The organism is Citrobacter sp. wls829, from assembly GCF_005280825.1.
Lineage (GTDB): Bacteria > Pseudomonadota > Gammaproteobacteria > Enterobacterales > Enterobacteriaceae > Citrobacter > Citrobacter gillenii.
In genome coordinates this window covers 22,685-45,807 of the sequence record NZ_SZWP01000027.1, presented here as the reverse complement: position 1 = coordinate 45,807, position 23,123 = coordinate 22,685, and the positions used below count along the sequence as shown (strand labels likewise).

Annotated in this window: 25 protein-coding genes; 23 read left to right on the top strand and 2 right to left on the bottom strand. The window is 55.8% G+C overall.

Annotated features, from left to right (window positions below):
• Positions 1 to 261 precede the first annotated feature (261 nt).
• From maeB to eutR, 18 genes are all read left to right on the top strand, one after another.
• Positions 262 to 2,541 (top strand): NADP-dependent oxaloacetate-decarboxylating malate dehydrogenase, encoded by a 2,280-nt coding sequence (gene maeB / locus FDW88_RS02235; protein ID WP_096756215.1) that lies wholly within the window; start codon positions 262 to 264, stop codon positions 2,539 to 2,541.
• A 138-nt stretch (positions 2,542 to 2,679) separates the two neighbouring features.
• Complete coding sequence (eutS, locus tag FDW88_RS02230; protein ID WP_096756222.1) at positions 2,680 to 3,015, top strand: ethanolamine utilization microcompartment protein EutS; 336 nt, start codon at positions 2,680 to 2,682, stop codon at positions 3,013 to 3,015.
• 12 nt (positions 3,016 to 3,027) lie between these two features.
• The gene (gene eutP / locus FDW88_RS02225; protein WP_096756223.1) at positions 3,028 to 3,507 is read left to right on the top strand and encodes an ethanolamine utilization acetate kinase EutP; all 480 of its coding nucleotides are present in this window, start codon (positions 3,028 to 3,030) and stop codon (positions 3,505 to 3,507) included.
• A complete protein-coding gene (gene eutQ / locus FDW88_RS02220; RefSeq protein WP_137361929.1) occupies positions 3,485 to 4,198 on the top strand; it encodes an ethanolamine utilization acetate kinase EutQ in 714 nt (237 codons plus the stop codon). The genes eutP and eutQ overlap by 23 nt, the downstream gene beginning before the upstream one ends.
• A gap of 9 nt (positions 4,199 to 4,207) precedes the next feature.
• Positions 4,208 to 5,011, top strand: a complete 804-nt coding sequence (gene eutT, locus FDW88_RS02215) for an ethanolamine utilization cob(I)yrinic acid a,c-diamide adenosyltransferase EutT (RefSeq protein ID WP_137361928.1) — start codon at positions 4,208 to 4,210, stop codon at positions 5,009 to 5,011.
• Positions 5,008 to 6,024 (top strand): phosphate acetyltransferase, encoded by a 1,017-nt coding sequence (pta, locus tag FDW88_RS02210; protein ID WP_096756226.1) that lies wholly within the window; start codon positions 5,008 to 5,010, stop codon positions 6,022 to 6,024. The genes eutT and pta overlap by 4 nt, the downstream gene beginning before the upstream one ends.
• A gap of 38 nt (positions 6,025 to 6,062) precedes the next feature.
• Positions 6,063 to 6,356 carry an ethanolamine utilization microcompartment protein EutM gene (gene eutM / locus FDW88_RS02205; protein WP_005121908.1) on the top strand — a complete coding sequence of 98 codons (294 nt, stop codon included), beginning with the start codon at positions 6,063 to 6,065 and terminating at the stop codon, positions 6,354 to 6,356.
• A 121-nt stretch (positions 6,357 to 6,477) separates the two neighbouring features.
• Entirely contained in the window at positions 6,478 to 6,765 is a 288-nt protein-coding gene (gene eutN, locus FDW88_RS02200; protein WP_096756227.1) for an ethanolamine utilization microcompartment protein EutN, read from the top strand.
• A gap of 11 nt (positions 6,766 to 6,776) precedes the next feature.
• Positions 6,777 to 8,180 (top strand): aldehyde dehydrogenase family protein, encoded by a 1,404-nt coding sequence (locus FDW88_RS02195; RefSeq protein ID WP_096756228.1) that lies wholly within the window; start codon positions 6,777 to 6,779, stop codon positions 8,178 to 8,180.
• A gap of 12 nt (positions 8,181 to 8,192) precedes the next feature.
• Positions 8,193 to 9,032, top strand: coding sequence for an ethanolamine utilization protein EutJ (gene eutJ, locus FDW88_RS02190; RefSeq protein ID WP_096756229.1), 840 nt, complete (start codon positions 8,193 to 8,195; stop codon positions 9,030 to 9,032).
• Positions 9,022 to 10,209, top strand: a complete 1,188-nt coding sequence (eutG, locus tag FDW88_RS02185; protein ID WP_115257818.1) for an ethanolamine utilization ethanol dehydrogenase EutG — start codon at positions 9,022 to 9,024, stop codon at positions 10,207 to 10,209. The genes eutJ and eutG overlap by 11 nt, the downstream gene beginning before the upstream one ends.
• 27 nt (positions 10,210 to 10,236) lie before the next feature.
• Positions 10,237 to 11,484, top strand: coding sequence for an ethanolamine utilization protein EutH (eutH, locus tag FDW88_RS02180; RefSeq protein ID WP_096756231.1), 1,248 nt, complete (start codon positions 10,237 to 10,239; stop codon positions 11,482 to 11,484).
• Positions 11,481 to 12,884: an ethanolamine ammonia-lyase reactivating factor EutA gene (eutA, locus tag FDW88_RS02175; protein ID WP_115257819.1), complete on the top strand. Its 1,404-nt coding sequence runs from the start codon at positions 11,481 to 11,483 to the stop codon at positions 12,882 to 12,884. Before eutH ends, eutA begins: the two co-directional genes overlap by 4 nt.
• A gap of 11 nt (positions 12,885 to 12,895) precedes the next feature.
• Positions 12,896 to 14,257, top strand: a complete 1,362-nt coding sequence (gene eutB, locus FDW88_RS02170; protein WP_096756233.1) for an ethanolamine ammonia-lyase subunit alpha — start codon at positions 12,896 to 12,898, stop codon at positions 14,255 to 14,257.
• Between the two features lie 20 nt (positions 14,258 to 14,277).
• Complete coding sequence (eutC, locus tag FDW88_RS02165) at positions 14,278 to 15,174, top strand: ethanolamine ammonia-lyase subunit EutC (protein WP_096756234.1); 897 nt, start codon at positions 14,278 to 14,280, stop codon at positions 15,172 to 15,174.
• A 9-nt stretch (positions 15,175 to 15,183) separates the two neighbouring features.
• Positions 15,184 to 15,843 carry an ethanolamine utilization microcompartment protein EutL gene (gene eutL / locus FDW88_RS02160; RefSeq protein WP_096756235.1) on the top strand — a complete coding sequence of 220 codons (660 nt, stop codon included), beginning with the start codon at positions 15,184 to 15,186 and terminating at the stop codon, positions 15,841 to 15,843.
• A gap of 11 nt (positions 15,844 to 15,854) precedes the next feature.
• A complete protein-coding gene (gene eutK, locus FDW88_RS02155) occupies positions 15,855 to 16,400 on the top strand; it encodes an ethanolamine utilization microcompartment protein EutK (protein ID WP_096756236.1) in 546 nt (181 codons plus the stop codon).
• A 48-nt stretch (positions 16,401 to 16,448) separates the two neighbouring features.
• Positions 16,449 to 17,501 (top strand): HTH-type transcriptional regulator EutR, encoded by a 1,053-nt coding sequence (eutR, locus tag FDW88_RS02150; protein WP_096756237.1) that lies wholly within the window; start codon positions 16,449 to 16,451, stop codon positions 17,499 to 17,501.
• An 87-nt stretch (positions 17,502 to 17,588) separates the two neighbouring features.
• Here the strand turns inward: eutR and hemF are convergent, their stop codons facing one another.
• Together hemF and amiA are read right to left on the bottom strand one after the other, a co-directional pair.
• The gene (hemF, locus tag FDW88_RS02145) at positions 17,589 to 18,506 is read right to left on the bottom strand and encodes an oxygen-dependent coproporphyrinogen oxidase (protein ID WP_137361927.1); all 918 of its coding nucleotides are present in this window, start codon (positions 18,504 to 18,506) and stop codon (positions 17,589 to 17,591) included.
• Positions 18,507 to 18,508: 2 nt separating this feature from the next.
• Positions 18,509 to 19,378 (bottom strand): N-acetylmuramoyl-L-alanine amidase AmiA, encoded by an 870-nt coding sequence (gene amiA / locus FDW88_RS02140; RefSeq protein ID WP_115257823.1) that lies wholly within the window; start codon positions 19,376 to 19,378, stop codon positions 18,509 to 18,511.
• Positions 19,379 to 19,590: 212 nt separating this feature from the next.
• Here amiA and FDW88_RS02135 point away from each other — a divergent pair, with 212 nt between their 5' ends.
• From FDW88_RS02135 to ucpA, 5 genes are all read left to right on the top strand, one after another.
• On the top strand, positions 19,591 to 20,016 hold the full coding sequence (locus FDW88_RS02135) for a GNAT family acetyltransferase (protein WP_096756240.1): 426 nt from the start codon (positions 19,591 to 19,593) through the stop codon (positions 20,014 to 20,016).
• On the top strand, positions 20,003 to 20,452 hold the full coding sequence (locus FDW88_RS02130) for a DUF2919 domain-containing protein (RefSeq protein WP_115257824.1): 450 nt from the start codon (positions 20,003 to 20,005) through the stop codon (positions 20,450 to 20,452). Before FDW88_RS02135 ends, FDW88_RS02130 begins: the two co-directional genes overlap by 14 nt.
• A 60-nt stretch (positions 20,453 to 20,512) precedes the next feature.
• Positions 20,513 to 21,088 (top strand): RpoE-regulated lipoprotein, encoded by a 576-nt coding sequence (locus FDW88_RS02125; protein ID WP_096756242.1) that lies wholly within the window; start codon positions 20,513 to 20,515, stop codon positions 21,086 to 21,088.
• 93 nt (positions 21,089 to 21,181) lie between these two features.
• Positions 21,182 to 22,081: a porphyrinogen peroxidase gene (gene yfeX, locus FDW88_RS02120; protein WP_096756243.1), complete on the top strand. Its 900-nt coding sequence runs from the start codon at positions 21,182 to 21,184 to the stop codon at positions 22,079 to 22,081.
• Between the two features lie 198 nt (positions 22,082 to 22,279).
• A complete protein-coding gene (gene ucpA / locus FDW88_RS02115) occupies positions 22,280 to 23,077 on the top strand; it encodes an SDR family oxidoreductase UcpA (RefSeq protein ID WP_137361926.1) in 798 nt (265 codons plus the stop codon).
• The last annotated feature ends 46 nt before the right edge of the window (positions 23,078 to 23,123 follow it).

The following is a 23,123-nucleotide window of genomic DNA, read 5'->3' as shown; positions in this document are numbered from 1 at the left end:
AGTAAAGTGTTAGAGCGTGTGTTAATTCACACTTTTGGAGAATTTGCAGGCGTTGTCAGCAAAAAGCATAGCAGACAGGCATGGTATTGCTGGCTTAAGCAGGTAACATGGCTGTTATAAATTGATAACAAATTCTTTCTTTGAGTAGTGAGAGTTTGGCGACCTTCAAAGTTTGCGCCGCTAACTGAGGTGATAATGTGCGGCTCTGCAAAAGGGTTACCTGCGCCACTTTATTGATCGATACGTGAAAGGAACAACAAGATGGATGACCAGTTAAGACAAAGCGCCCTCGATTTCCACGAGTTTCCAGTACCCGGCAAAATTCAGGTTTCGCCAACCAAACCCCTTGCCACCCAACGTGACCTGGCGCTGGCCTATTCACCCGGTGTTGCCGCCCCGTGTCTGGAGATTGAAAAAGACCCGCTGGCAGCCTACAAATACACCGCGCGCGGCAACCTGGTGGCGGTGATTTCCAACGGTACTGCGGTACTGGGGCTGGGCAACATTGGTGCGCTGGCCGGCAAACCGGTGATGGAAGGGAAAGGCGTTCTGTTTAAGAAATTTGCCGGGATTGACGTGTTCGATATTGAAGTCGACGAACTCGATCCGGATAAATTTATTAACGTGGTGGCGGCCCTTGAGCCGACGTTTGGCGGCATCAACCTCGAAGATATCAAAGCGCCGGAATGCTTCTACATAGAGCAAAAACTGCGTGAGCGCATGAATATTCCGGTATTTCATGACGACCAGCACGGCACGGCTATCATCAGCACCGCTGCGATCCTCAACGGTCTGCGGGTGGTGGAGAAGAATATCTCTGATGTGCGTATGGTGGTGTCCGGTGCGGGGGCGGCGGCGATTGCCTGTATGAACCTGCTGGTGGCGCTGGGCATGCAGAAGCACAACATTGTGGTCTGCGACTCCAAAGGTGTGATTTACAAAGATCGCGAACCAAATATGGCTGAAACCAAAGCAGCCTACGCGGTGGAAGATGACGGCAAGCGTACACTGGATGACGTGATTGACGGGGCCGACATCTTCCTTGGCTGTTCCGGCCCGAAAGTGCTGAGCCAGGAGATGGTCAAGAAAATGGCGCGTGCGCCGATGATTCTGGCGCTGGCCAACCCGGAACCGGAAATTCTGCCGCCGCTGGCGAAAGAAGTGCGTTCCGATGCCATTATTTGTACCGGTCGCTCCGACTACCCGAACCAGGTCAACAACGTCCTGTGCTTCCCGTTCATCTTCCGCGGTGCGCTGGACGTGGGTGCCACTGCAATCAACGAAGAGATGAAGCTGGCGGCGGTACATGCTATTGCGGAACTGGCGCATGCTGAGCAGAGCGAAGTGGTGGCCTCCGCCTATGGCGATCAGGACCTGAGCTTTGGCCCGGAATACATCATTCCTAAGCCGTTTGACCCGCGTCTGATTGTCAAAATTGCACCGGCGGTGGCGAAAGCGGCCATGGACTCCGGCGTGGCAACGCGCCCGATTGCCGACTTTGATGCGTACATCGATAAGCTGAGTGAGTTTGTCTACAAAACCAATCTGTTCATGAAGCCGATTTTCTCGCTGGCACGCAAAGCGCCGAAGCGCGTGGTGCTGACGGAAGGGGAAGAGGCGCGCGTGCTGCATGCGACCCAGGAATTGATCACCTTAGGTCTGGCGAAGCCGATCCTGATTGGCCGTCCGAGCGTGATCGAAATGCGCATCCAGAAACTGGGGCTGCAGATCAAAGCCGGTGTTGATTTTGAGATCGTCAACAACGAATCCGATCCGCGCTTCAAAGAGTACTGGAGTGAGTATTATCAGATCATGAAGCGCCGGGGGATCACCCAGGAGCAGGCGCAGCGTGCGGTGATTGCCAACACCACGGTGATTGGTGCGATCATGGTGCAACGCGGTGAAGCGGATGCGATGATCTGCGGCACGATTGGCGACTATCACGAGCATTTCAGCGTGGTGAAAGCGGTATTTGGTCACCGCGACGGTGTGCATACGGCGGGGGCGATGAACGCGCTGTTGCTGCCAAGCGGCAACACCTTTATCGCCGATACCTACGTTAACGATGACCCGACGCCGGATCAGCTGGCGGAAATCGCCGTGATGGCGGCCGAAACCGTACGGCGTTTTGGTATCGAACCGAAGGTGGCATTGTTGTCGCACTCCAACTTTGGCTCTTCCAACTGTCCGTCGGCCAGCAAAATGCGCGCAGCGCTGGAGCTTATCAAGGCGCGTGCGCCAGAACTGATGATCGACGGTGAGATGCACGGTGATGCCGCGCTGGTAGAAAGCATTCGTAACGATCGGATGCCGGACAGTCCGCTGAAAGGCTCCGCCAATATTCTGGTGATGCCGAATATGGAAGCGGCGCGTATTAGTTACAACTTACTACGCGTGTCCAGCTCTGAAGGCGTAACGGTCGGCCCGGTGCTGATGGGTGTGGCGAAACCGGTTCATGTATTAACGCCGATCGCCTCTGTTCGTCGTATCGTGAATATGGTGGCGCTGGCGGTTGTAGAAGCGCAAACACAACCGCTGTAATTTCACTTTCTCCCGCGCCTTTTTATTTTCCCTTTCTTAGTGATCTCCCTCACCTTTTAAACCTGGTTGCCGAATTTTGTTATTTACTCTGACGAAAAATTGCCACGATGGGGTCAGTTTTAGCAGAGGCGGTGAGCAATGGAAAAAGAACGCATCATCCAGGAATTTGTGCCGGGGAAACAGGTCACGCTGGCGCATCTGATAGCGCACCCCGGTGAAGAGTTGGCGAAAAAGATCGGCGTTCCCGAGTCTGGCGCTATCGGCATCATGACCTTAACGCCGGGTGAAACGGCGATGATTGCCGGTGACTTAGCCATGAAAGCGGCGGATGTACATATCGGCTTTCTCGATAGATTCAGCGGCGCGCTGGTGATCTACGGCTCTGTAGGTGCAGTGGAAGAGGCGTTGCTCCAGACGGTGAGCGGTCTGGGCCGGTTATTAAATTTCACTTTGTGCAACCTGACAAAAAGTTAATCAGAGGCGGCGATGAAACGTATTGCGTTTGTCGGTACGGTGGGGGCGGGAAAAACCACGCTCTTTAATGCGCTCCAGGGGAATTATTCCCTCGCCAGAAAAACACAGGCTGTCGAGTTTAATGAAAACGGCGATATCGACACTCCGGGAGAATATTTTAGCCATCCGCGCTGGTATCACGCCTTAATTACCACGCTGCAGGATGTTGATACGTTGATTTATATACACGCGGCAAATGATTTAGAAAGTCGCTTACCTGCCGGGCTGTTGGATATCGGCGCCAGTAAACGACAAATCGCCGTTATCAGCAAAACGGATGTGCCGGATGCCAATGTCGCCGCAACGCGACAATTACTTCGCGGGATAGGGTTTCAGGAGCCGATTTTTGAGCTCAATAGCCATGACCCAAGCAGTGTGCAGCACCTGGTGGATTATCTGACTGAGCTCAGCCAAAAGGAGGAAAGGGCAGGTGAAAAAACTCATCACAGCTAACGATATTCGTGCGGCCCACGCACGCGGTGAACAGGACGTATCGGTTGTTCTGCGCGCCAGTATCATCACCCCGGAAGCACGCGAAGTTGCGGCGCTGCTGGGCGTCACTATCACTGAATGCGATGAATCCGCGCCGGCAGCCGTATCAACGTCTACGGCAGCACCAGCTGCGGCGGATGACGGCAAAACGGAAAGCCAGCGTATTCGCGAAACCATCATTGCGCAGTTACCGGAAGGACAGTTTACCGAAAGCCTGGTCGCGCAGCTGATGGACAAAGTGATGAAGGAGAAACAGTCGCTGGAGCAGGGCGGAATGCAGCCCAGCTTTGCCTCGGTGACCGGCAAAGGTGGCGTCAAAGTCATTGACGGCAGCAGCGTCAAGTTTGGCCGTTTTGATGGCGCCCAGCCGCACTGTGTCGGCTTAACCGACTTAGTTACTGACCAGGACGGGAGCAGCATGGCCGCCGGGTTTATGCAGTGGGATAACGCATTTTTCCCATGGACGCTGAACTACGACGAAATTGACATGATTCTGGAAGGCGAGCTGCACGTTCGTCATGAAGGCGAAACCATGATTGCGAAGGCCGGGGATGTGATGTTTATCCCGAAAGGTTCCAGCATTGAGTTTGGTACGCCGACGACGGTGAAGTTCCTGTATGTGGCCTGGCCTGCGAACTGGCAGTCCTGCTAAGGCGGATGTATGAAGGATTTCATTACCGAAGCATGGCTCAGAGCGAATCATACGCTTAGCGAAGGGGCTGAAATTCATCTCCCCGCTGATGCTCGCCTGACGCCGTCTGCCCGGGAGTTGCTGGACAGTCGTCGACTGCGCATTAAGTTTATCGATGAGCAGGGAAGCCTGTTTATCGACGACGAGCAGCAGCAACCGCAGCCGGTGCATGGTTTAACCAGCAGCGATGCACACCCGCAGGCAAGCTGCGAGCTGTGTCATCAACCGGTGGCGAAGAAACCTGACACGCTGACGCATCTGACAGCGGACAAAATGGTCGCCAAAAGTGACCCGCGCCTGGGATTTCGCGCGGCGCTGGACAGCACCATTGCGCTGGCCGTGTGGTTACAGATTGAGCTGGCCGAACCGTGGCAGCCGTGGCTGGCGGATATCCGCTCGCGCTTAGGCAACATTATGCGCGCCGACGCCATGGACGAACCTCTGGATGCGCAGGCCATTGTTGGCTTAAGCGACGGAGATTTACACCGGCTCTCGCATCAACCGCTGCGCTACCTGGACCACGACCATCTGGTGCCGGAAGCCAGCCACGGTCGTGATGCTGCACTGCTTAATTTGCTGCGCACCAAAGTCCGTGAAACGGAAACGGTGGCGGCGCAGGTGTTTATCACCCGTGGTTTTGATGTGTTGCGACCAGACATCCTGCAGGCGCTAAATCGTCTTTCGAGTACGGTTTACGTAATGATGATTTTGAGCGTGGCGAAGCATCCACTGAGCGTCAGCCAAATCCAACAGCGATTAGGGGAGAAGTCATGATCATTGAACGCGCTCGCCAACTCGCCAAACGTTCACCTGCTCGGGTGGTGTTCCCGGATGCACTGGATGTCCGAGTGCTGAAAGCGGCGAACTACCTGCATCAGCACGGTCTGGCTCGCCCTATTCTCGTCGCCAGCCCATTTGCATTGCGCCAGTTTGCCCTCAGTCACCGCGTGGCAATGGACGGTATTCAGGTTGTCGATCCGCAAAGCAATGTGCAAATGCGTGAAGAATTTGCCCTGCGATGGCTGGCCCGTGCGGGCGAAAAAACGCCGCCGGATGCGCGGGAAAAACTCAACGATCCGCTGATGTTTGCCGCCGCGATGGTCAGTGCCGGTAAAGCCGATGTCTGTATTGCCGGCAACCTGTCGTCAACGGCAAACGTGCTGCGCGCAGGGTTGCGCATCATTGGCTTACAGCCGGGTTGCAAAACGCTGTCGTCGATTTTCCTGATGCTGCCGCAGTATCTCGGACCGTCATTAGGATTTGCCGACTGTAGCGTTGTGCCGCAGCCGACCGCCGCACAGCTGGCGGATATTGCCATCGCCAGCGCGGAAACCTGGCAGGCGATTACCGGTGAAGAGCCGCGAGTGGCCATGCTGTCGTTTTCAAGTAATGGCAGTGCCCGTCATCCCAACGTCGCTAACGTGCAGCAGGCGACGGACATCGTTCGTGAACGCGCGCCGCAGCTTACCGTCGACGGTGAACTGCAGTTTGATGCCGCTTTTGTACCGGATGTCGCCGCGCAAAAAGCGCCCGCCAGTCCGCTACAGGGCAATGCCAATGTGATGGTTTTCCCGTCGCTGGAGGCAGGCAATATTGGTTATAAAATCGCCCAGCGCCTGGGAGGGTATCGTGCAGTCGGCCCCTTAATTCAGGGACTTGCCGCACCGCTTCACGACCTCTCTCGCGGCTGTAGCGTGCAGGAAATTATCGAACTGGCGTTGGTGGCAGCTGTGCCGCGCCAGACTGAAATGAGTCGTGAAAGCGCCTCGCAAACACTGGTTGTTTAGGTCCCGTTCTGGACCCCTTCTACTAAGAGGAAAACACAATGGAAGCATTAGGAATGATCGAAACCCGGGGCCTGGTTGCACTGATTGAGGCTTCTGACGCAATGGTTAAAGCGGCACGCGTGAAGCTGGTTGGCGTGAAGCAGATCGGTGGCGGCCTGTGTACTGCCATGGTTCGTGGTGATGTGGCCGCTTGCAAAGCAGCTACGGATGCCGGAGCTGCTGCTGCGCAGCGTATTGGCGAACTGGTTTCTGTACACGTTATCCCGCGTCCGCATGGCGATCTGGAAGAAGTATTCCCGATCAGCTTCAAAGGCGACAGCAACGATATGTAAGTCGTCCATGTGACGCCACTGGATTGTTAAGAGAAAGCTGGCGTCACCCTCTCTCCTTTTCACATTACCTTCTGCGGAGGGTAGGGGGAGGTTTTACCTGAAATATGCCACGGAGGCGGGTATGAAACTGGCAATCGTCACAGGACAAATTGTTTGTACCGTACGCCATCAGGGGCTCGCGCACGACAAGTTGCTGATGGTGGAAATGATTGATGCTCAGGGAAATCCCGACGGGCAGTGTGCTGTTGCTACCGACAGCATCGGGGCGGGAACCGGAGAGTGGGTGCTGCTGGTCAGTGGAAGCTCTGCCCGCCAGGCGCACAGTAGTGACTCATCGCCTGTCGATCTGTGCGTGATTGGCATTGTCGATGAAGTGGTGGCAGGTGGTCAGGTGATCTTCCATAAATAAGGCAGAAAATCATGAATCAACAGGATATTGAACAGGTCGTGAAAGCGGTGCTGCTGAAAATGAAAGACAGCAGCCAACCCGTCAGTGCCGTTCAAGAAATGGGCGTATTTGCCTCCCTGGATGACGCAGTGGCGGCAGCAAAACTGGCACAGCAGGAGCTGAAAAGCGTCGCTATGCGCCAGTTGGCCATTCACGCCATTCGTGAAGCAGGCGAAAAACACGCCAGAGAATTAGCGGAATTTGCCGTCAGTGAAACCGGCATGGGACGCGTTGAAGATAAATTTGCCAAAAACGTGGCGCAGGCACGCGGCACGCCGGGCGTGGAATGCCTGTCTCCACAGGTACTGACCGGCGATAACGGCCTGACGCTGATTGAAAATGCGCCGTGGGGCGTGGTGGCATCGGTAACGCCGTCCACCAACCCGGCCGCGACCGTCATTAATAACGCCATCAGCCTGATCGCGGCGGGTAACAGCGTGGTCTTTGCGCCGCATCCTGCTGCAAAAGGCGTTTCTCAGCGTGCGATCGGTCTGCTTAACCAGGCGGTAGTCGCTGCGGGTGGTCCGGCAAACCTGCTGGTGACCGTTGCCAATCCGGATATCGAAACCGCTCAGCGTCTGTTCAAGTACCCAGGCATCGGCTTGCTGGTGGTGACCGGCGGCGAAGCGGTGGTGGAATCTGCGCGTAAGCACACCAACAAACGTCTGATTGCCGCAGGTGCGGGTAACCCGCCGGTGGTGGTGGATGAAACCGCCGATCTGGCGCGCGCCGCGCAGTCCATCGTTAAAGGTGCGTCGTTTGATAACAACATCATCTGCGCCGATGAAAAAGTCCTGATCGTCGTGGATAGCGTTGCCGACGAGCTGATGCGTCTGATGGAAGGTCAGCACGCGGTCAAGCTCACCGCAGCTCAGGCTGAGCAATTGCAGCCGGTGTTGATGAAAAACGTCGATGAACGCGGTAAAGGCACGGTTAGCCGTGACTGGGTCGGGCGCGATGCGGCCAAAATCGCCGCGGCGATCGGCCTGAATGTCCCGGAGCAAACCCGCTTGTTGTTCGTCGAAACCTCAGCCACACATCCGTTTGCGGTAACTGAACTGATGATGCCGGTGCTGCCGGTGGTGCGGGTGGCTAACGTTGACGAAGCCATTGCGCTGGCGGTCACGCTTGAAGGTGGTTGCCACCATACGGCGGCGATGCACTCACGCAACATCGATAACATGAACCGTATGGCTAACGCCATCGACACCAGCATTTTCGTCAAGAACGGACCGTGCATTGCCGGTCTTGGGCTTGGCGGTGAAGGCTGGACCACCATGACCATTACTACGCCAACCGGGGAAGGGGTGACCAGTGCGCGCACGTTTGTCCGCCTGCGTCGCTGTGTATTGGTGGATGCGTTTCGCATCGTATAAGGAGTGAAAGAGATGGCGCATGACGAACAACTGTGGCTCACACCCAGACTGCAAAAAGCAGCAACGCTGTGTAACCAGACGCCGGCCGCGAGTGATTCACCGCTGTGGCTCGGCGTTGATTTGGGGACCTGTGATGTGGTGTCGATGGTTGTCGACAGTGAAGGACAGCCGGTTGCGGTTTGTCTGGACTGGGCCGACGTCGTGCGTGACGGCATCGTCTGGGATTTTTTCGGTGCCGTGACCATTGTTCGTCGCCATCTCGATACGCTCGAACAACAACTGGGTTGCCGCTTTACCCACGCGGCAACCTCGTTCCCGCCAGGAACGGACCCGCGTATCTCCATTAACGTGCTGGAGTCTGCCGGACTTGAGGTTAGCCATGTGCTGGATGAGCCCACCGCCGTGGCGGATCTACTTCAGCTGGATAACGCAGGCGTGGTGGATATCGGCGGTGGGACGACCGGTATTGCCATCGTGAAGCAGGGCAAAGTGACCTATTCCGCCGACGAAGCGACCGGTGGGCATCACATTTCTCTGACGCTGGCTGGGAATCGTCGTATTCAACTGGAAGAAGCCGAGCAGTACAAGCGCAGCAACGGCAAGGAAATCTGGCCGGTAGTGAAGCCGGTTTACGAAAAGATGGCGGAAATTGTCGCCCACCATATTGCCGGGCAGGGCGTCATGGATTTATGGCTGGCCGGTGGGTCCTGTATGCAGCCGGGGGTTGATGAGCTGTTCCGTAAGCGTTTCCCGGAGCTGCAGGTGCATTTACCGCAGCACAGTCTGTTTATGACCCCGCTGGCGATTGCCAATAGCGGAAAAGTAAAAGCGGAAGGAATCTATGCAAGCTGAATTGCAGACCGCGCTCTTTCAGGCATTCGATGCCCTGAATCTACAACGCGTAAAAACGTTCAGCGTTCCACCGGTCACGCTATGCGGACTGGGAGCGCTCAGCACCTGCGGACAGGAAGCGCAAACGCGCGGGCTGACGCACATGTTCGTTATGGTAGATAGCTTCCTGCATGAAGCGGGAATGACCGCCTCACTGGAACGCAGCCTGGCGATGAAAGGCGTGGCGATGACGCTGTGGCCGTGCCCGGTCGGTGAGCCGTGCATCACTGACGTTTGCGCGGCGGTCGCACAGTTGCGCGAGTCAAAATGTGACGGCGTTGTGGCCTTCGGCGGCGGCTCGGTACTGGATGCCGCCAAAGCCGTCGCGTTGCTGGTAACCAACCCAACGCAGACACTGGCTGATATGACGGAAAACAGCGTGCTGCGTCCTCGTTTACCGCTGATTGCCGTGCCAACCACCGCCGGGACCGGGTCAGAAACCACCAACGTCACGGTGATTATCGATGCCGCTACCGGACTGAAAAAAGTGCTGGCCCACGCCACGCTGATGCCGGACGTCGCCATTCTCGATGCGGCGGTAACGGAAGGCGTACCGCCGCACGTGACGGCAATGACTGGCATCGATGCACTCACCCACGCTGTTGAAGCCTACAGCGCGCTGAACGCGACACCGTTTACCGACAGCCTGGCAATTGGCGCGATTGCGATGATCGGCAAGTCGCTGCCTAAAGCGGTGGGTTACGGCCATGACCTGGCGGCGCGCGAAAGCATGTTACTGGCTTCCTGTATGGCGGGGATGGCTTTTTCCAGCGCAGGTTTGGGCTTGTGTCATGCGATGGCTCACCAGCCAGGTGCTGCGCTGCACATCCCGCACGGGCAGGCTAATGCCATGCTGCTTCCTACGGTAATGGGCTTTAACCGCATGGTGTGCCGTGAACGCTTTAGCCATATCGGCAGAGCGTTAACCAATAAGAAATCAGACGATCGTGACGCTATCAGCGCGGTAATTGAGCTGATCGCTGAAGTGGGCCAGACCAAACGGCTCGCTGACGTGGGCGCGAAACCTGAGCATTACAGTACCTGGGCGCAAGCCGCATTGAACGATATTTGTATACGCAGCAACCCACGAACCGCCACGCAGGAACAGATTATCGACCTGTACGCGGCGGCACAATAAATACACATATGACAGGGAGTGAAGGCTATGGGAATTAACGAAATCATCATGTACATCATGATGTTCTTTATGCTGATTGCCGCCGTGGACAGGATCCTGTCGCAGTTCGGTGGTTCAGCGCGTTACCTCGGTAAGTTTGGTAAGAGCATTGAGGGATCGGGCGGTCAGTTTGAAGAAGGTTTTATGGCGATGGGCGCACTGGGTCTGGCGATGGTCGGTATGACTGCGCTGGCACCGGTACTGGCGCATGTGCTCGGACCGGTAATTATTCCGCTGTATGAAATGCTGGGCGCGAACCCGTCAATGTTTGCCGGAACGCTGCTGGCGTGTGATATGGGCGGCTTCTTCCTGGCGAAAGAACTGGCGGGTGGCGATGTGGCCGCATGGCTGTACTCTGGCCTGATCCTCGGGGCAATGATGGGGCCGACGCTGGTCTTCTCCATCCCGGTTGCGCTGGGAATTATTGAACCGTCAGACCGTCGTTATCTGGCTCTGGGCGTACTGGCCGGTATCGTGACCATTCCGGTTGGCTGTATCGCTGGCGGCCTGGTGGCAATGTACTCCGGGGTTGAAATCAACGGGCAACCGGTGGAGTTCACCTTCGCGCTGATTCTGATGAACATGATTCCGGTGCTGATCGTCGCCATCCTGGTGGCGCTGGGGCTGAAATTTATCCCGGAAAAAATGATTAACGGCTTCCAGATCTTCGCCAAGTTCCTGGTGGCGCTGATCACTATCGGCCTGGCGGCGGCGGTCATTAAGTTCCTGCTTGGCTGGGAGCTGATCCCGGGTCTCGATCCTATCTTCATGTCTGCGGGTGATAAGCCCGGCGAAGTGATGCGCGCCATCGAAGTGATCGGTTCTATCTCCTGCGTGCTGCTGGGTGCCTACCCGATGGTACTGCTGCTGACCCGCTGGTTTGAAAAACCGCTAATGAGTGTCGGCAACCTGCTGAAAATCAACAATATCGCCGCTGCGGGTATGGTGGCAACTCTGGCGAACAACATCCCGATGTTCGGCATGATGAAAAATATGGATACCCGCGGCAAAGTGATCAACTGCGCGTTCGCGGTCTCTGCAGCCTTCGCTCTGGGTGACCACTTAGGTTTTGCCGCCGCGAACATGAACGCCATGATCTTCCCGATGATTGTCGGCAAGTTGATTGGTGGTGTGACGGCGATTGGCGTAGCGATGATGCTGGTGCCAAAAGACGAAAATGTTCCGGCCGTTGTTGACGCGGAAACTGCAGAAGCAAAAGCGGAGGCGCAATCGTGAATACTCGCCAGCTACTGAGCGTCGGTATCGATATCGGCACCACCACCACTCAGGTGATCTTCTCCCGCCTTGAGCTGGTTAACCGTGCGGCAGTGTCGCAGGTGCCGCGCTACGAATTTATCAAACGCGAAATTAGCTGGCAAAGCCCGGTCTTCTTCACACCCGTCGATAAGCAGGGCGGGTTGAAAGAGGCTGAACTTAAAGCGCTGATCCTGGCCCAGTATCAGGCGGCGGGTATTGCGCCGGAAACGGTTGATTCCGGCGCGATCATCATTACCGGAGAAAGCGCGAAAACCCGCAACGCCCGTCCGGCGGTGATGACGCTCTCCCAGTCGCTGGGTGACTTCGTGGTGGCCAGTGCCGGTCCGCACCTGGAATCGGTGATTGCCGGTCACGGTGCCGGTGCACAAACGCTGTCTGAGCAGCGTCTGTGCAGCGTGCTGAATATCGACATCGGCGGCGGGACGTCAAACTACGTACTGTTTGATGCCGGAAAGGTCAGCGGCTCTGCGTGCCTGAACGTCGGGGGACGACTGCTGGAAACTGACGGTCAGGGGCGCGTGGTCCATGCGCACCAGCCGGGACAGATGATCGTCGACGAGGTGTTTGGTGCCGGTACCGACGCCCGAACGCTCAATGCCGCACAGCTTGTCCAGGTCGCGCGGCGAATGGCGAATCTGATCGTGGAAGTGATTGACGGCACGCCTTCTGCCCTGGCGCAGGCGCTGATGCAAACCGGTTTACTGCCTGCGGGCGTGAAACCGGATGTGATTACGCTTTCCGGAGGAGTGGGCGAGTGCTACCGCAACCAGCCTGCCGATCCGTTCTGTTTTTCTGACATTGGACCGCTGCTGGCGACAGCGCTGCATGAACATCCGCGCTTGCGTGAGATGAACGTGCAGTTCCCGGCGCAAACCGTGCGCGCCACGGTGATTGGCGCCGGGGCGCATACGCTGTCGCTGTCGGGCAGCACCATCTGGCTGGAAGGCGTGGCACTTCCGCTGCGCAATCTGCCGGTGGCGATCCCGGTTGACGACGCTGATTTGGTGGCGGCCTGGCAGCTGGCGCTGGTGCAGCTCGATCTTGATCCGAAAACAGACGCCTATGTGCTGGCGCTGCCCGGGTCGCTGCCGGTGCGCTACGCCGCGCTATTAACGGTCATCGACGCGCTGCTGGCCTTTGTCGCGCGTTATCCGAATCCGCATCCCCTGCTGGTGGTAGCCGAGCAGGATTTTGGTAAAGCCCTGGGCATGCTGTTACGCCCACAGTTACAGCAACACCCGCTGGCGGTCATCGATGAGGTGATTGTCCGGGCGGGGGACTATATCGACATTGGTACGCCTCTTTTTGGCGGATCGGTTGTGCCGGTGACGGTGAAATCACTCGCATTTCCTTCCTGAGGGAACGACTTATGAAACTAAAGACCACATTGTTCGGCAATGTTTATCAGTTTAAGGATGTAAAAGAGGTGCTGGCCAAAGCCAACGAACTGCGTTCGGGGGATGTGCTGGCAGGTGTCGCCGCGACAAGCTCACAGGAGCGCGTGGCGGCCAAACAGGTGTTGTCGGAAATGACGGTGGCGGATATTCGCAACAACCCGGTGATTTCCTATGAAGAGGACTGCGTCACGCGTCTGATTCAGGATGACGTCAACGAAACAGCCTATAACCGCATCAAAAACTGGAGTATCAGTGAGTTGCGCGAGTACGTGTTGAGTGATGAAACCTCTGTCGATGACATTGCGTTTATGCGCAAAGGGTTAACGTCAGAAGTGGTTGCTGGGGTGGCAAAAATTTGCTCCAACGCGGACCTGATCTACGGCGGCAAAAAAATGCCGGTGATCAAAAAAGCCAACACCACGATCGGCTTGCCGGGCACCTTCAGCTGCCGTTTGCAGCCGAACGACACCCGTGACGATGTGCAGAGTATTGCCGCGCAAATCTACGAAGGGCTTTCTTTCGGTGCGGGCGATGCGGTGATCGGCGTTAACCCGGTAACCGATGACGTGGAGAACTTAAGCCGCGTACTCGACACCGTGTATGGCGTGATCGACAAATACAACATTCCTACTCAGGGCTGCGTGCTGGCGCACGTTACTACCCAGATCGAAGCGATTCGTCGCGGCGCGCCGGGCGGGCTGATTTTCCAGAGTATCTGCGGTAGCGAGAAAGGCTTGAAAGAGTTCGGCGTTGAGCTGGCGATGCTGGACGAGGCGCGTGCAGTGGGCGCTGAATTCAACCGTATCGCCGGGGAAAACTGCCTGTACTTTGAGACCGGGCAGGGGTCTGCGCTTTCTGCTGGCGCTAACTTCGGTGCCGATCAGGTGACGATGGAAGCGCGTAACTACGGGCTGGCACGCCACTACGATCCGTTCCTGGTGAATACCGTTGTCGGCTTTATCGGGCCAGAGTATCTCTACAATGACCGCCAGATTATTCGCGCCGGTTTAGAAGATCACTTCATGGGCAAGCTGAGCGGCATTTCGATGGGCTGTGACTGTTGTTACACCAACCATGCCGATGCTGACCAGAACCTCAATGAAAACCTGATGATTCTGCTCGCCACCGCAGGCTGCAACTACATCATGGGCATGCCGCTCGGTGACGACATCATGCTCAACTATCAGACCACCGCGTTCCACGACACCGCGACTGTGCGCCAGTTGCTGAACCTGCGTCCGTCGCCGGAGTTTGAACGCTGGCTGGAAAACATGGGCATTATGGCAAACGGTCGCCTGACCAAACGGGCGGGCGATCCGTCACTGTTCTTCTGATGACGCGGGGATGACACACGATGGATCAAAAACAGATTGAAGAAATTGTACGCAGCGTAATGGCGTCAATGGGTGAGTCACAACCGCAGGCTCAAGCGCCGTCAGCGGAAGTGAAATGCAGCACCACGCAGTGCGCCGCACCAACGGGCGAAAGCTGTGCCATGGATTTAGGATCGCCGGAAGCGAAAGCGTGGATTGGCGTTGAAAACCCGCACCGCGCAGAAGTGTTGACGGAGCTGCGTCGCAGCACCGCTGCACGTGTCTGTACCGGTCGTGCTGGCCCGCGTCCGCGTACCCAGGCGCTGCTGCGCTTCCTGGCTGACCACTCACGCTCGAAAGATACCGTGCTGAAAGAGGTGCCGGAAGAGTGGGTGAAAGCACAAGGCTTGCTGGAAGTGCGCTCGGAAATCAGTGACAAAAATCTGTACCTGACCCGCCCGGACATGGGCCGTCGTCTGAGTGCGGAAGCGATTGAAGCGCTGAAATCCCAGTGCGTGGCGAACCCGGATGTCCAGGTGATTGTCTCTGATGGCCTGTCTACGGATGCCATCACTGCCAACTACGAAGAGATTCTGCCGCCATTGTTGTCTGGATTAAAACAGGCTGGGCTGAAGGTTGGCACGCCGTTCTTTGTCCGCTATGGCCGCGTGAAAATCGAAGATCAGATTGGCGAGCTGCTGGGTGCGAAAGCGGTGATCCTGCTGGTCGGTGAACGTCCGGGCTTAGGCCAGTCGGAAAGTCTTTCCTGCTACGCCGTCTATTCACCGCGCGTGGCGACTACCGTTGAGGCCGACAGAACCTGTATTTCCAACATTCACCAGGGCGGTACGCCACCGGTCGAAGCGGCTGCGGTAATCGTGGATTTGGCCAAACGCATGCTGGAGCAAAAAGCGTCCGGCATCAACATGACCCGTTAAGGAGGCATCATGCCAGCATTAGATTTGATTAGACCTTCAGTCACCGCCATGCGCGTGATTGCCTCGGTAAATGACGGTTTTGCCCGCGAACTTAAATTACCGCCACATATACGTAGCCTCGGACTCATCACAGCAGACTCTGATGACGTGGCGTATATTGCCGCAGACGAAGCGACAAAACAGGCAATGGTCGAAGTGGTTTATGGCCGCTCGCTGTATGCCGGTGCGGCGCACGGACCTTCTCCAACGGCAGGTGAAGTGTTGATTATGCTCGGTGGACCTAACCCGGCGGAAGTTCGCGCGGGTCTGGATGCGATGGTGGCCAATATTGAAAATGGCGCCGCGTTCCAGTGGGCCAATGATGCAGAAAATACGGCTTTCCTGGCACACGTGGTATCGCGTACCGGTTCATACCTTTCTGCTACGGCGGGATGCGTACTGGGCGATCCGATGGCTTATCTGGTGGCTCCGCCATTAGAAGCAACCTACGGGATTGATGCTGCGCTGAAATCTGCCGATGTACAGATTGTTACCTACGTGCCGCCACCGTCAGAAACCAACTACTCGGCGGCGTTTTTAACCGGTAGCCAGGCCGCCTGTAAAGCAGCCTGTAACGCCTTCGCTGATGCTGTTCTGGATATTGCCCGTAATCCTGTCCAGCGCGCGTAAGAGAGGTTGCAATGATCAATTCACTGGGATTACTGGAAGTGGATGGCATGGTGGCTGCTGTAGACGCGGCGGATGCCATGCTGAAAGCCGCGAACGTGCGTCTGCTTAGCCACCAGGTGCTCGATCCTGGCAGGCTAACGCTGGTGGTGGAAGGCGATCTGGCGGCGTGTCGTGCAGCGCTGGATGCCGGTTGTGCTGCTGCTGCGCGTACAGGACGTGTTATCAGCCGCAAGGAGATAGGACGGCCGGATGATGACACCCAGTGGCTGATCGGCGGTTTTACGCGCCAGCCGAAAAAACCAGAACCGAAGAAATCAGAACCGAAGCCGGAAGTGACATCAGACGTGAAAACAGAGAAGACGCAGGAAGCACCGGTGTCCTCTGAATCCTCTGACGAATTACTGGCGCTGTTAACATCGGTCCGTCAGGGAATGACGGCAGGGGAAGTGGCCGCGCACTTTGGTTGGTCACTTGATAAAGCCAGAATTGCGCTGGAACAGCTCTTTTCTGCCGGAGCGTTGCGTAAACGCAGTAGTCGCTATCGCTTAAAAAATTAACCTGTCGGAGGGCCGGGGGCTTCAGCGAAGCTTCCGGCTTCAAAGGTCATGAAAAAGAAACGTACTGCAAACCTGCACCATCTTTATCATGAAGTATTACCCGAAGACGTTAAACTTACGCCGAAAGTGGAAGTGGACAATGTTCATCAGCGGCGAACAACGGATGTGTATGAGCACGCGCTGACCATTACCGCCTGGCAGCAGATCTACGACCAGCTGCATCCAGGTAAATTTCATGGCGAGTTCACTGAAATCCTGCTTGATGATATTCAGGTGTTCCGTGAATACACCGGTCTGGCGCTGCGTCAGTCCTGTCTCGTCTGGCCAAATTCATTCTGGTTTGGCATTCCGGCTACGCGCGGCGAACAGGGGTTTATTGGCACCCAATGTCTGGGTAGCGCTGAAATTGCGACCCGTCCGGGCGGGACGGAATTTGAGCTGAGTACGCCGGATGACTACACCATTCTTGGCGTCGTGATCTCTGAAGAGGCGATCGCTCGTCAGGCTAACTTCCTGCACAACCCGGAAAGGGTGCTGCATATGCTGCGCAACCAGTCGGCGCTGGAAGTAAAAGAACAACACAAAGCAGCGTTGTGGGGCTTTGTGCAACAGGCGCTGGCGACGTTTAGCGAGAATCCTGAGAATCTTCACCAGCCTGCGGTGCGCAAAGTGTTAGGGGATAATCTGCTGTTGGCGATGGGTACCATGTTGGATGAAGCCCAACCGATCATCACCGCCGAGAGTATCAGCCATCAGAGTTACCGTCGGTTGCTGTCGCGTGCGCGCGAATATGTGCTGGAAAATATGTCGGAGCCGCTGACCGTGCTCGACCTGTGCAATCAGTTGCATGTCAGCCGAAGAACCTTGCAAAATGCCTTCCATGCGATCCTGGGGATCGGGCCGAATGCCTGGTTAAAACGCATTCGTTTGAACGCAGTCCGCCGTGAGCTTATCAGCCCGTGGTCGCAGAGTACGACGGTAAAAGATGCCGCGATGCAGTGGGGATTCTGGCATTTAGGGCAGTTTGCCACCGATTACCAGCAACTGTTTGCCGAGAAACCTTCGCTCACGCTGCATCAGCGTATGCGTCAGTGGGCGTGATGAGATTATTGAGTCGGATGCGACGCTTCGCGTTTTATCCGACCTACGGGACGGTGCCATTATTGAAGTTGTAGGCCGGATAAGGCGTTAGTCGCCATCAGGCAATGACACCCAGTCGCGCACCTGAATAAACTCGCTAAGGGCGGCTTCCGGGCTGTTCGCTTCCGGCTGCCAGTCATACTCCCAGCGCACCAGCGGCGGCATCGACATCAAAATGGATTCCGTACGCCCGCCAGTCTGTAGACCAAACAGCGTGCCGCGATCCCACACCAGGTTAAATTCCACGTAGCGTCCACGACGATAAAGCTGGAAGTTGCGCTCGCGCTCACCCCAACTCATCGCTTTGCGCCGCTCAACGATCGGCAGATACGCGTCGGTATAGCCTGTGCCAACTGCTCGCATAAAATCGAAACAGTGGTCGAAGTCCGGGGTATTTAAATCATCGAAAAACAGTCCGCCGATGCCGCGCTGTTCGTTGCGATGCTTAAGGAAAAAGTAGTCATCGCACCAATTTTTGTAACGCGGGTAAACGTCATCGCCAAACGGCTGGCACAGCTCCAGCGCCGTACGGTGCCAGTGAACGGCGTCCTCTTCAAAGCCGTAGTAGGGCGTTAAATCAAAGCCACCGCCAAACCACCACACCGGATCGGCACCGGGTTTTTCGGCGATAAAAAACCGCACGTTGGCATGACTGGTGGGAATGTACGGGTTGAGCGGGTGCACCACCAGTGACACGCCCATCGCTTCAAAACTGCGCCCGGCCAGTTCTGGTCGATGTGCTGTCGCCGAGGCTGGCATCGCGTCACCATGGACATGGGAGAAATTCACGCCCGCTTGTTCAAAAATCCCACCGTTACGCAGCACCCGGCTGCGTCCGCCGCCACCTGCTTCGCGCTGCCAGCTATCTTCAACAAATTCAGCGCCGTCTACGGCAGACAGTTGCTGGCAAATATCATCCTGCAGGCTGAGCAGGAACTGTTTAACGCGCTGGGCATCGGGCTTCATGATTAACGTTTCTTCGAGTGGGCTTTCTGGTTATCAAACCAGTGGAAATAGCTGATAACGCCATTGGCGATAGCGGTGGCAATTTTCTGCCGAAATGCCGTGGTGCCCAGCAGGCGTTCTTCTTCCGGGTTGGTAATAAATGAGGTTTCTACCAGCACCGAAGGAATGGACGGCGATTTTAGTACCACGAAGGCGGCCTGTTCTGTACTGCGGCTGTGCAGACGGTGTACTGGCTTGATCTTCTTCAGGATATGCGACCCTAAGGTCAGGCTATTTTTAATGGTGTCGGTCTGAACCAGATCGAACAGCACTTGCTGCAACAAATGATCTTTGTCGGTGGCTTTTTTCCCGGCGACTTCATCCGCGCGGTTTTCACGATCGGACAGATACTTTGCCATGGCGCTACTGGCGCCGCGGTTAGACAGAGCAAAGACCGACGCCCCCGCCGCGCTGGGGTTAGTAAAACCGTCAGCGTGGATAGACATAAACAGGTCGGCACCGTGCTTGTGGGCGATCTCGACGCGGTCGTAAAGAGGAATAAAGGTATCGCCGGAGCGGGTCAGCCGGGCATCGATCCCCTGGCTACGCAGGATGGAGCGCACGTTTTTGGCAATCGCCAGTACCACGTGTTTTTCCTTCGAACCGTTGCGACCAATTGCCCCGGTATCAATGCCACCGTGACCCGGATCGAGAACCACAACGCGCTTTGCGCCTGATTTTTTCGCTTTCGGTTTACTGTGACCATTGTTGGTTTTTAGCGCTTCTTCTTTAGCGATAGCTGGCGACATACCTGACAGCGTCAGGGCAGCCAGCCCGGCTTTCAGCACCTGGCGGCGCGATGTGAGAGTTTTTAGTGGTTTAAAAGTGCTCATACGGCCTGAGTTGTAATAAATAAGTTCCAGATGTTATATCGTATCGCGTAGTCCGTTGCGACGGATCGGGATAATAATTGTTTTACTTTTCATTTCAATACGTGACAGTTGCCTATTATGCCATTTTTTACGCCGCTTCGCGTCAGATATTGGCTTAATCAGTTGTTCACGCCATAATCACTATTTTTAGGGCTAAAAAGGGTCTCAATACCATGGAGATACGCGTATTTCGCCAGGAAGATTTCGAAGAGGTTATCACCCTCTGGGAGCGCTGCGACCTGCTGCGTCCATGGAACGATCCGGAAATGGATATTGAGCGCAAGGTGAATCACGACGTCAGCTTGTTCCTGGTCGCCGAGGTGAACGGTGAAGTCGTTGGCACGGTGATGGGGGGTTACGACGGTCATCGCGGCTCAGCGTACTATCTTGGCGTACACCCTGAATTTCGTGCTCGTGGCATTGCGAATGCACTGCTCAGTCGGCTGGAGAAAAAGCTCATTGCCCGCGGATGTCCGAAGATTCAAATTATGGTGCGTGACGACAATGACATCGTGCTGGGCATGTATGAACGTCTGGGATATGAACATGCTGACGTACTCAATCTGGGCAAGCGCTTGATTGAAGATGAAGAGTACTGAGTTTCATCCCGCCGACTATGACGGTCACGGGCGTCTGCGCCTCCCTGTTTTGTTCTGGTGCGTGCTGCTGCTTCAGGCGCGCACGTGGGTGCTGTTTGTGATTGCGGGATCTTCTCGCGAGCAGGGCAACACCTTACTGAATTTGTTTTACCCCGATCACGATGCGTTCTGGCTGGGATTGCTCCCAGGCGTTCCGGCAGTGCTGGCGTTTTTACTCAGCGGGCGGCGTTTTGCATTTCCTGCGCTGTGGCGCTGGCTGCGCGGATTACTGATTTTGGCCCAGTTGGCGTTGCTTTGCTGGCAGCCACTGCTGTGGTTGGGGGGCGATCCGGTCAATGGCGTTGGGCTGGCGCTGCTGGTAGCCGATGTTGTCGCCCTGGTCTGGCTACTGACTAACCCGCGTTTACGTGCCTGTTTTGCCATCGAAAAAGAATAACGGCACTTTTTTATGAAGCCGGACTCCAAGCAACGTTAATTAATAAAGAAAGGATGTGAGATGAAATCGCTGCGTTTGATGTTATGCGCGATGCCGCTGGTACTGACTGGCTGCTCGACGCTCTCGTCGGTGAACTGGTCCGCCGCAAATCCGTGGAACTGGTTTGGTTCTTCGACGGAAGTCACCGAGCAGGGGGTGGGACAACTCACTGCTGCGACGCCGCTGGATGAGAAAGCCATTGCCGATGCGCTGGACGGAGATTATCGCCTGCGCAGCGGGATGAAAACCGACAACGGCAATGTGGTGCGCTTTTTTGAAGCAATGAAAGAAGATAAGTTGGCGATGGTGATCAATGGCGATGGGGGGACCATCAGCCGTATTGATGTACTGGACGGCGATATTTCGTCAGCGTCCGGTGCAGAAATCGGTACACCGTTTAGTGACCTTTACACCAAAGCGTTCGGGAATTGCCAGAAAGCGACCGGCGATGATAGTGCAGGTGTTGAGTGTAAAGCTGAGGGAAGTCAGCATATTAGCTACATTTTTTCCGGTGAGTGGAGCGGTCCTGAAGGCATAATGCCGTCTGACGATACGCTGAAAGACTGGAAAGTAAGCAAAATTATCTGGCGGCGTTAATTTGCGTCTGAACAAATCGACAGACTAAAAAAACAGGTAGAATAACGCCCATCAATGCCACGAGGTCGTGGCATCTTTTTTTCAGGAGGAACAATGTCTCAGGTTCAGAGTGGCATTTTGCCAGAACATTGCCGTGCGGCGATTTGGATTGAAGCCAATGTAAAAGGCGACGTTGAGGCTTTGCGCGCTGCCAGCAAAACATTTGCTGATAAGTTGGCGACCTTTGAAGCAAAATTCCCGGATGCACATCTGGGCGCGGTTGTGGCTTTCGGTAACAAAACCTGGCGCACGCTGAGCGGCGGCGTAGGGGCTGAAGAGTTAAAGGACTTTATCCCTTACGGTAAAGGTCTGGCCCCGGCAACGCAGTATGACGTGCTGATCCACATTCTTTCTCTGCGTCATGACGTGAATTTCTCTGTTGCGCAGGCGGCCATGGACGCCTTTGGTGATTGCATCGACGTGAAAGAAGAGATCCACGGTTTCCGTTGGGTCGAAGAGCGTGATCTGAGCGGCTTCGTTGATGGTACGGAAAACCCGGCCGGGGAAGAGACGCGTCGTGACGTTGCGGTTATCAAAGATGGCGTGGATGCGGGTGGTAGCTATGTGTTCGTGCAGCGCTGGGAGCACAACCTGAAGCAGCTGAACCGCATGAGCATCCACGATCAGGAAATGATGATTGGTCGCACCAAAGAAGCTAACGAAGAGATCGACGGCGACGATCGCCCGGCCACCTCTCACCTGAGCCGCGTAGATTTGAAAGAAGATGGTAAAGGGCTGAAAATTGTCCGCCAGAGCCTGCCATACGGTACCGCCAGCGGTACGCACGGTCTGTACTTCTGCGCTTACTGCGCGCGCCTGCACAATATTGAGCAGCAACTGCTGAGCATGTTCGGCGACACCGACGGTAAACGTGACGCCATGCTGCGCTTCACCAAGCCGGTGACCGGCGGCTATTATTTTGCGCCATCGCTGGACCGCTTAATGGCGCTGTGAGAGTGAGTTGCCGGATGGTGGCATAACGCCTTCTCCGGCCTACACACTGGCGTAAAATACATCTCCCCGCACCGTCGGGGATTTTTTTTACCTGAAATTAACCTGATTTAGTGAGCCATTTCGCAGCACTGATTTGTTAATGCTGTATCTTCTGCGTGAATGAAGCGGATGCTTCATATTCAAAAGGAGAATATTGAAATGGGAAAACTCACGGGCAAAACAGCATTGATTACGGGCGCATCTCAGGGCATTGGCGAAGGGATCGCCAGAACATTTGCCCGCCACGGTGCGAACCTGATCTTGCTGGATATCTCCGATGAGATTGAAAAACTGGCGGATGAGCTTGTTGGACGCGGTCACCGTTGTACGGCAGTTCATGCGGACGTCAGAGATTTTGCTTCTGTCACGGCGGCGGTAAAACGCGCGAAGAACATTGAGGGCAAAATTGATATTCTTGTCAACAACGCAGGCGTATGCCGCCTCGGCAGCTTCCTTGAAATGAGCGATGAAGATCGCGACTTCCATATTGATATCAACATCAAAGGTGTCTGGAACGTGACGAAAGCCGTTCTGCCGGAGATGGTTGCTCGCAAGGATGGGCGCATCGTGATGATGTCATCCGTCACCGGCGATATGGTCGCCGATCCGGGCGAAACGGCCTATGCACTGTCAAAAGCCGCGATTATCGGCTTAACCAAATCGCTGGCGGTGGAATACGCGCAATCCGGCATCCGCGTTAATGCTATTTGCCCCGGCTATGTCCGCACGCCAATGGCGGAAAACATCGCGCGTCAGTCTAACCCGGATGATCCGGAATCAGTGTTGACTGAAATGGCAAAAGCCATTCCGCTGCGTCGCCTGGCGTGTCCGCTTGAAGTCGGTGAACTGGCGGCGTTCCTGGCGTCTGATGAGTCCAGCTACTTAACCGGCACGCAGAACGTGATCGATGGCGGCAGTACCCTGCCAGAAAGCGTTAGCGTTAGCGTCGGCGTCTGAGTGATGCCTGTCTCCTCCCCGCGAACAGGGGAGGAGTTACCTCTTA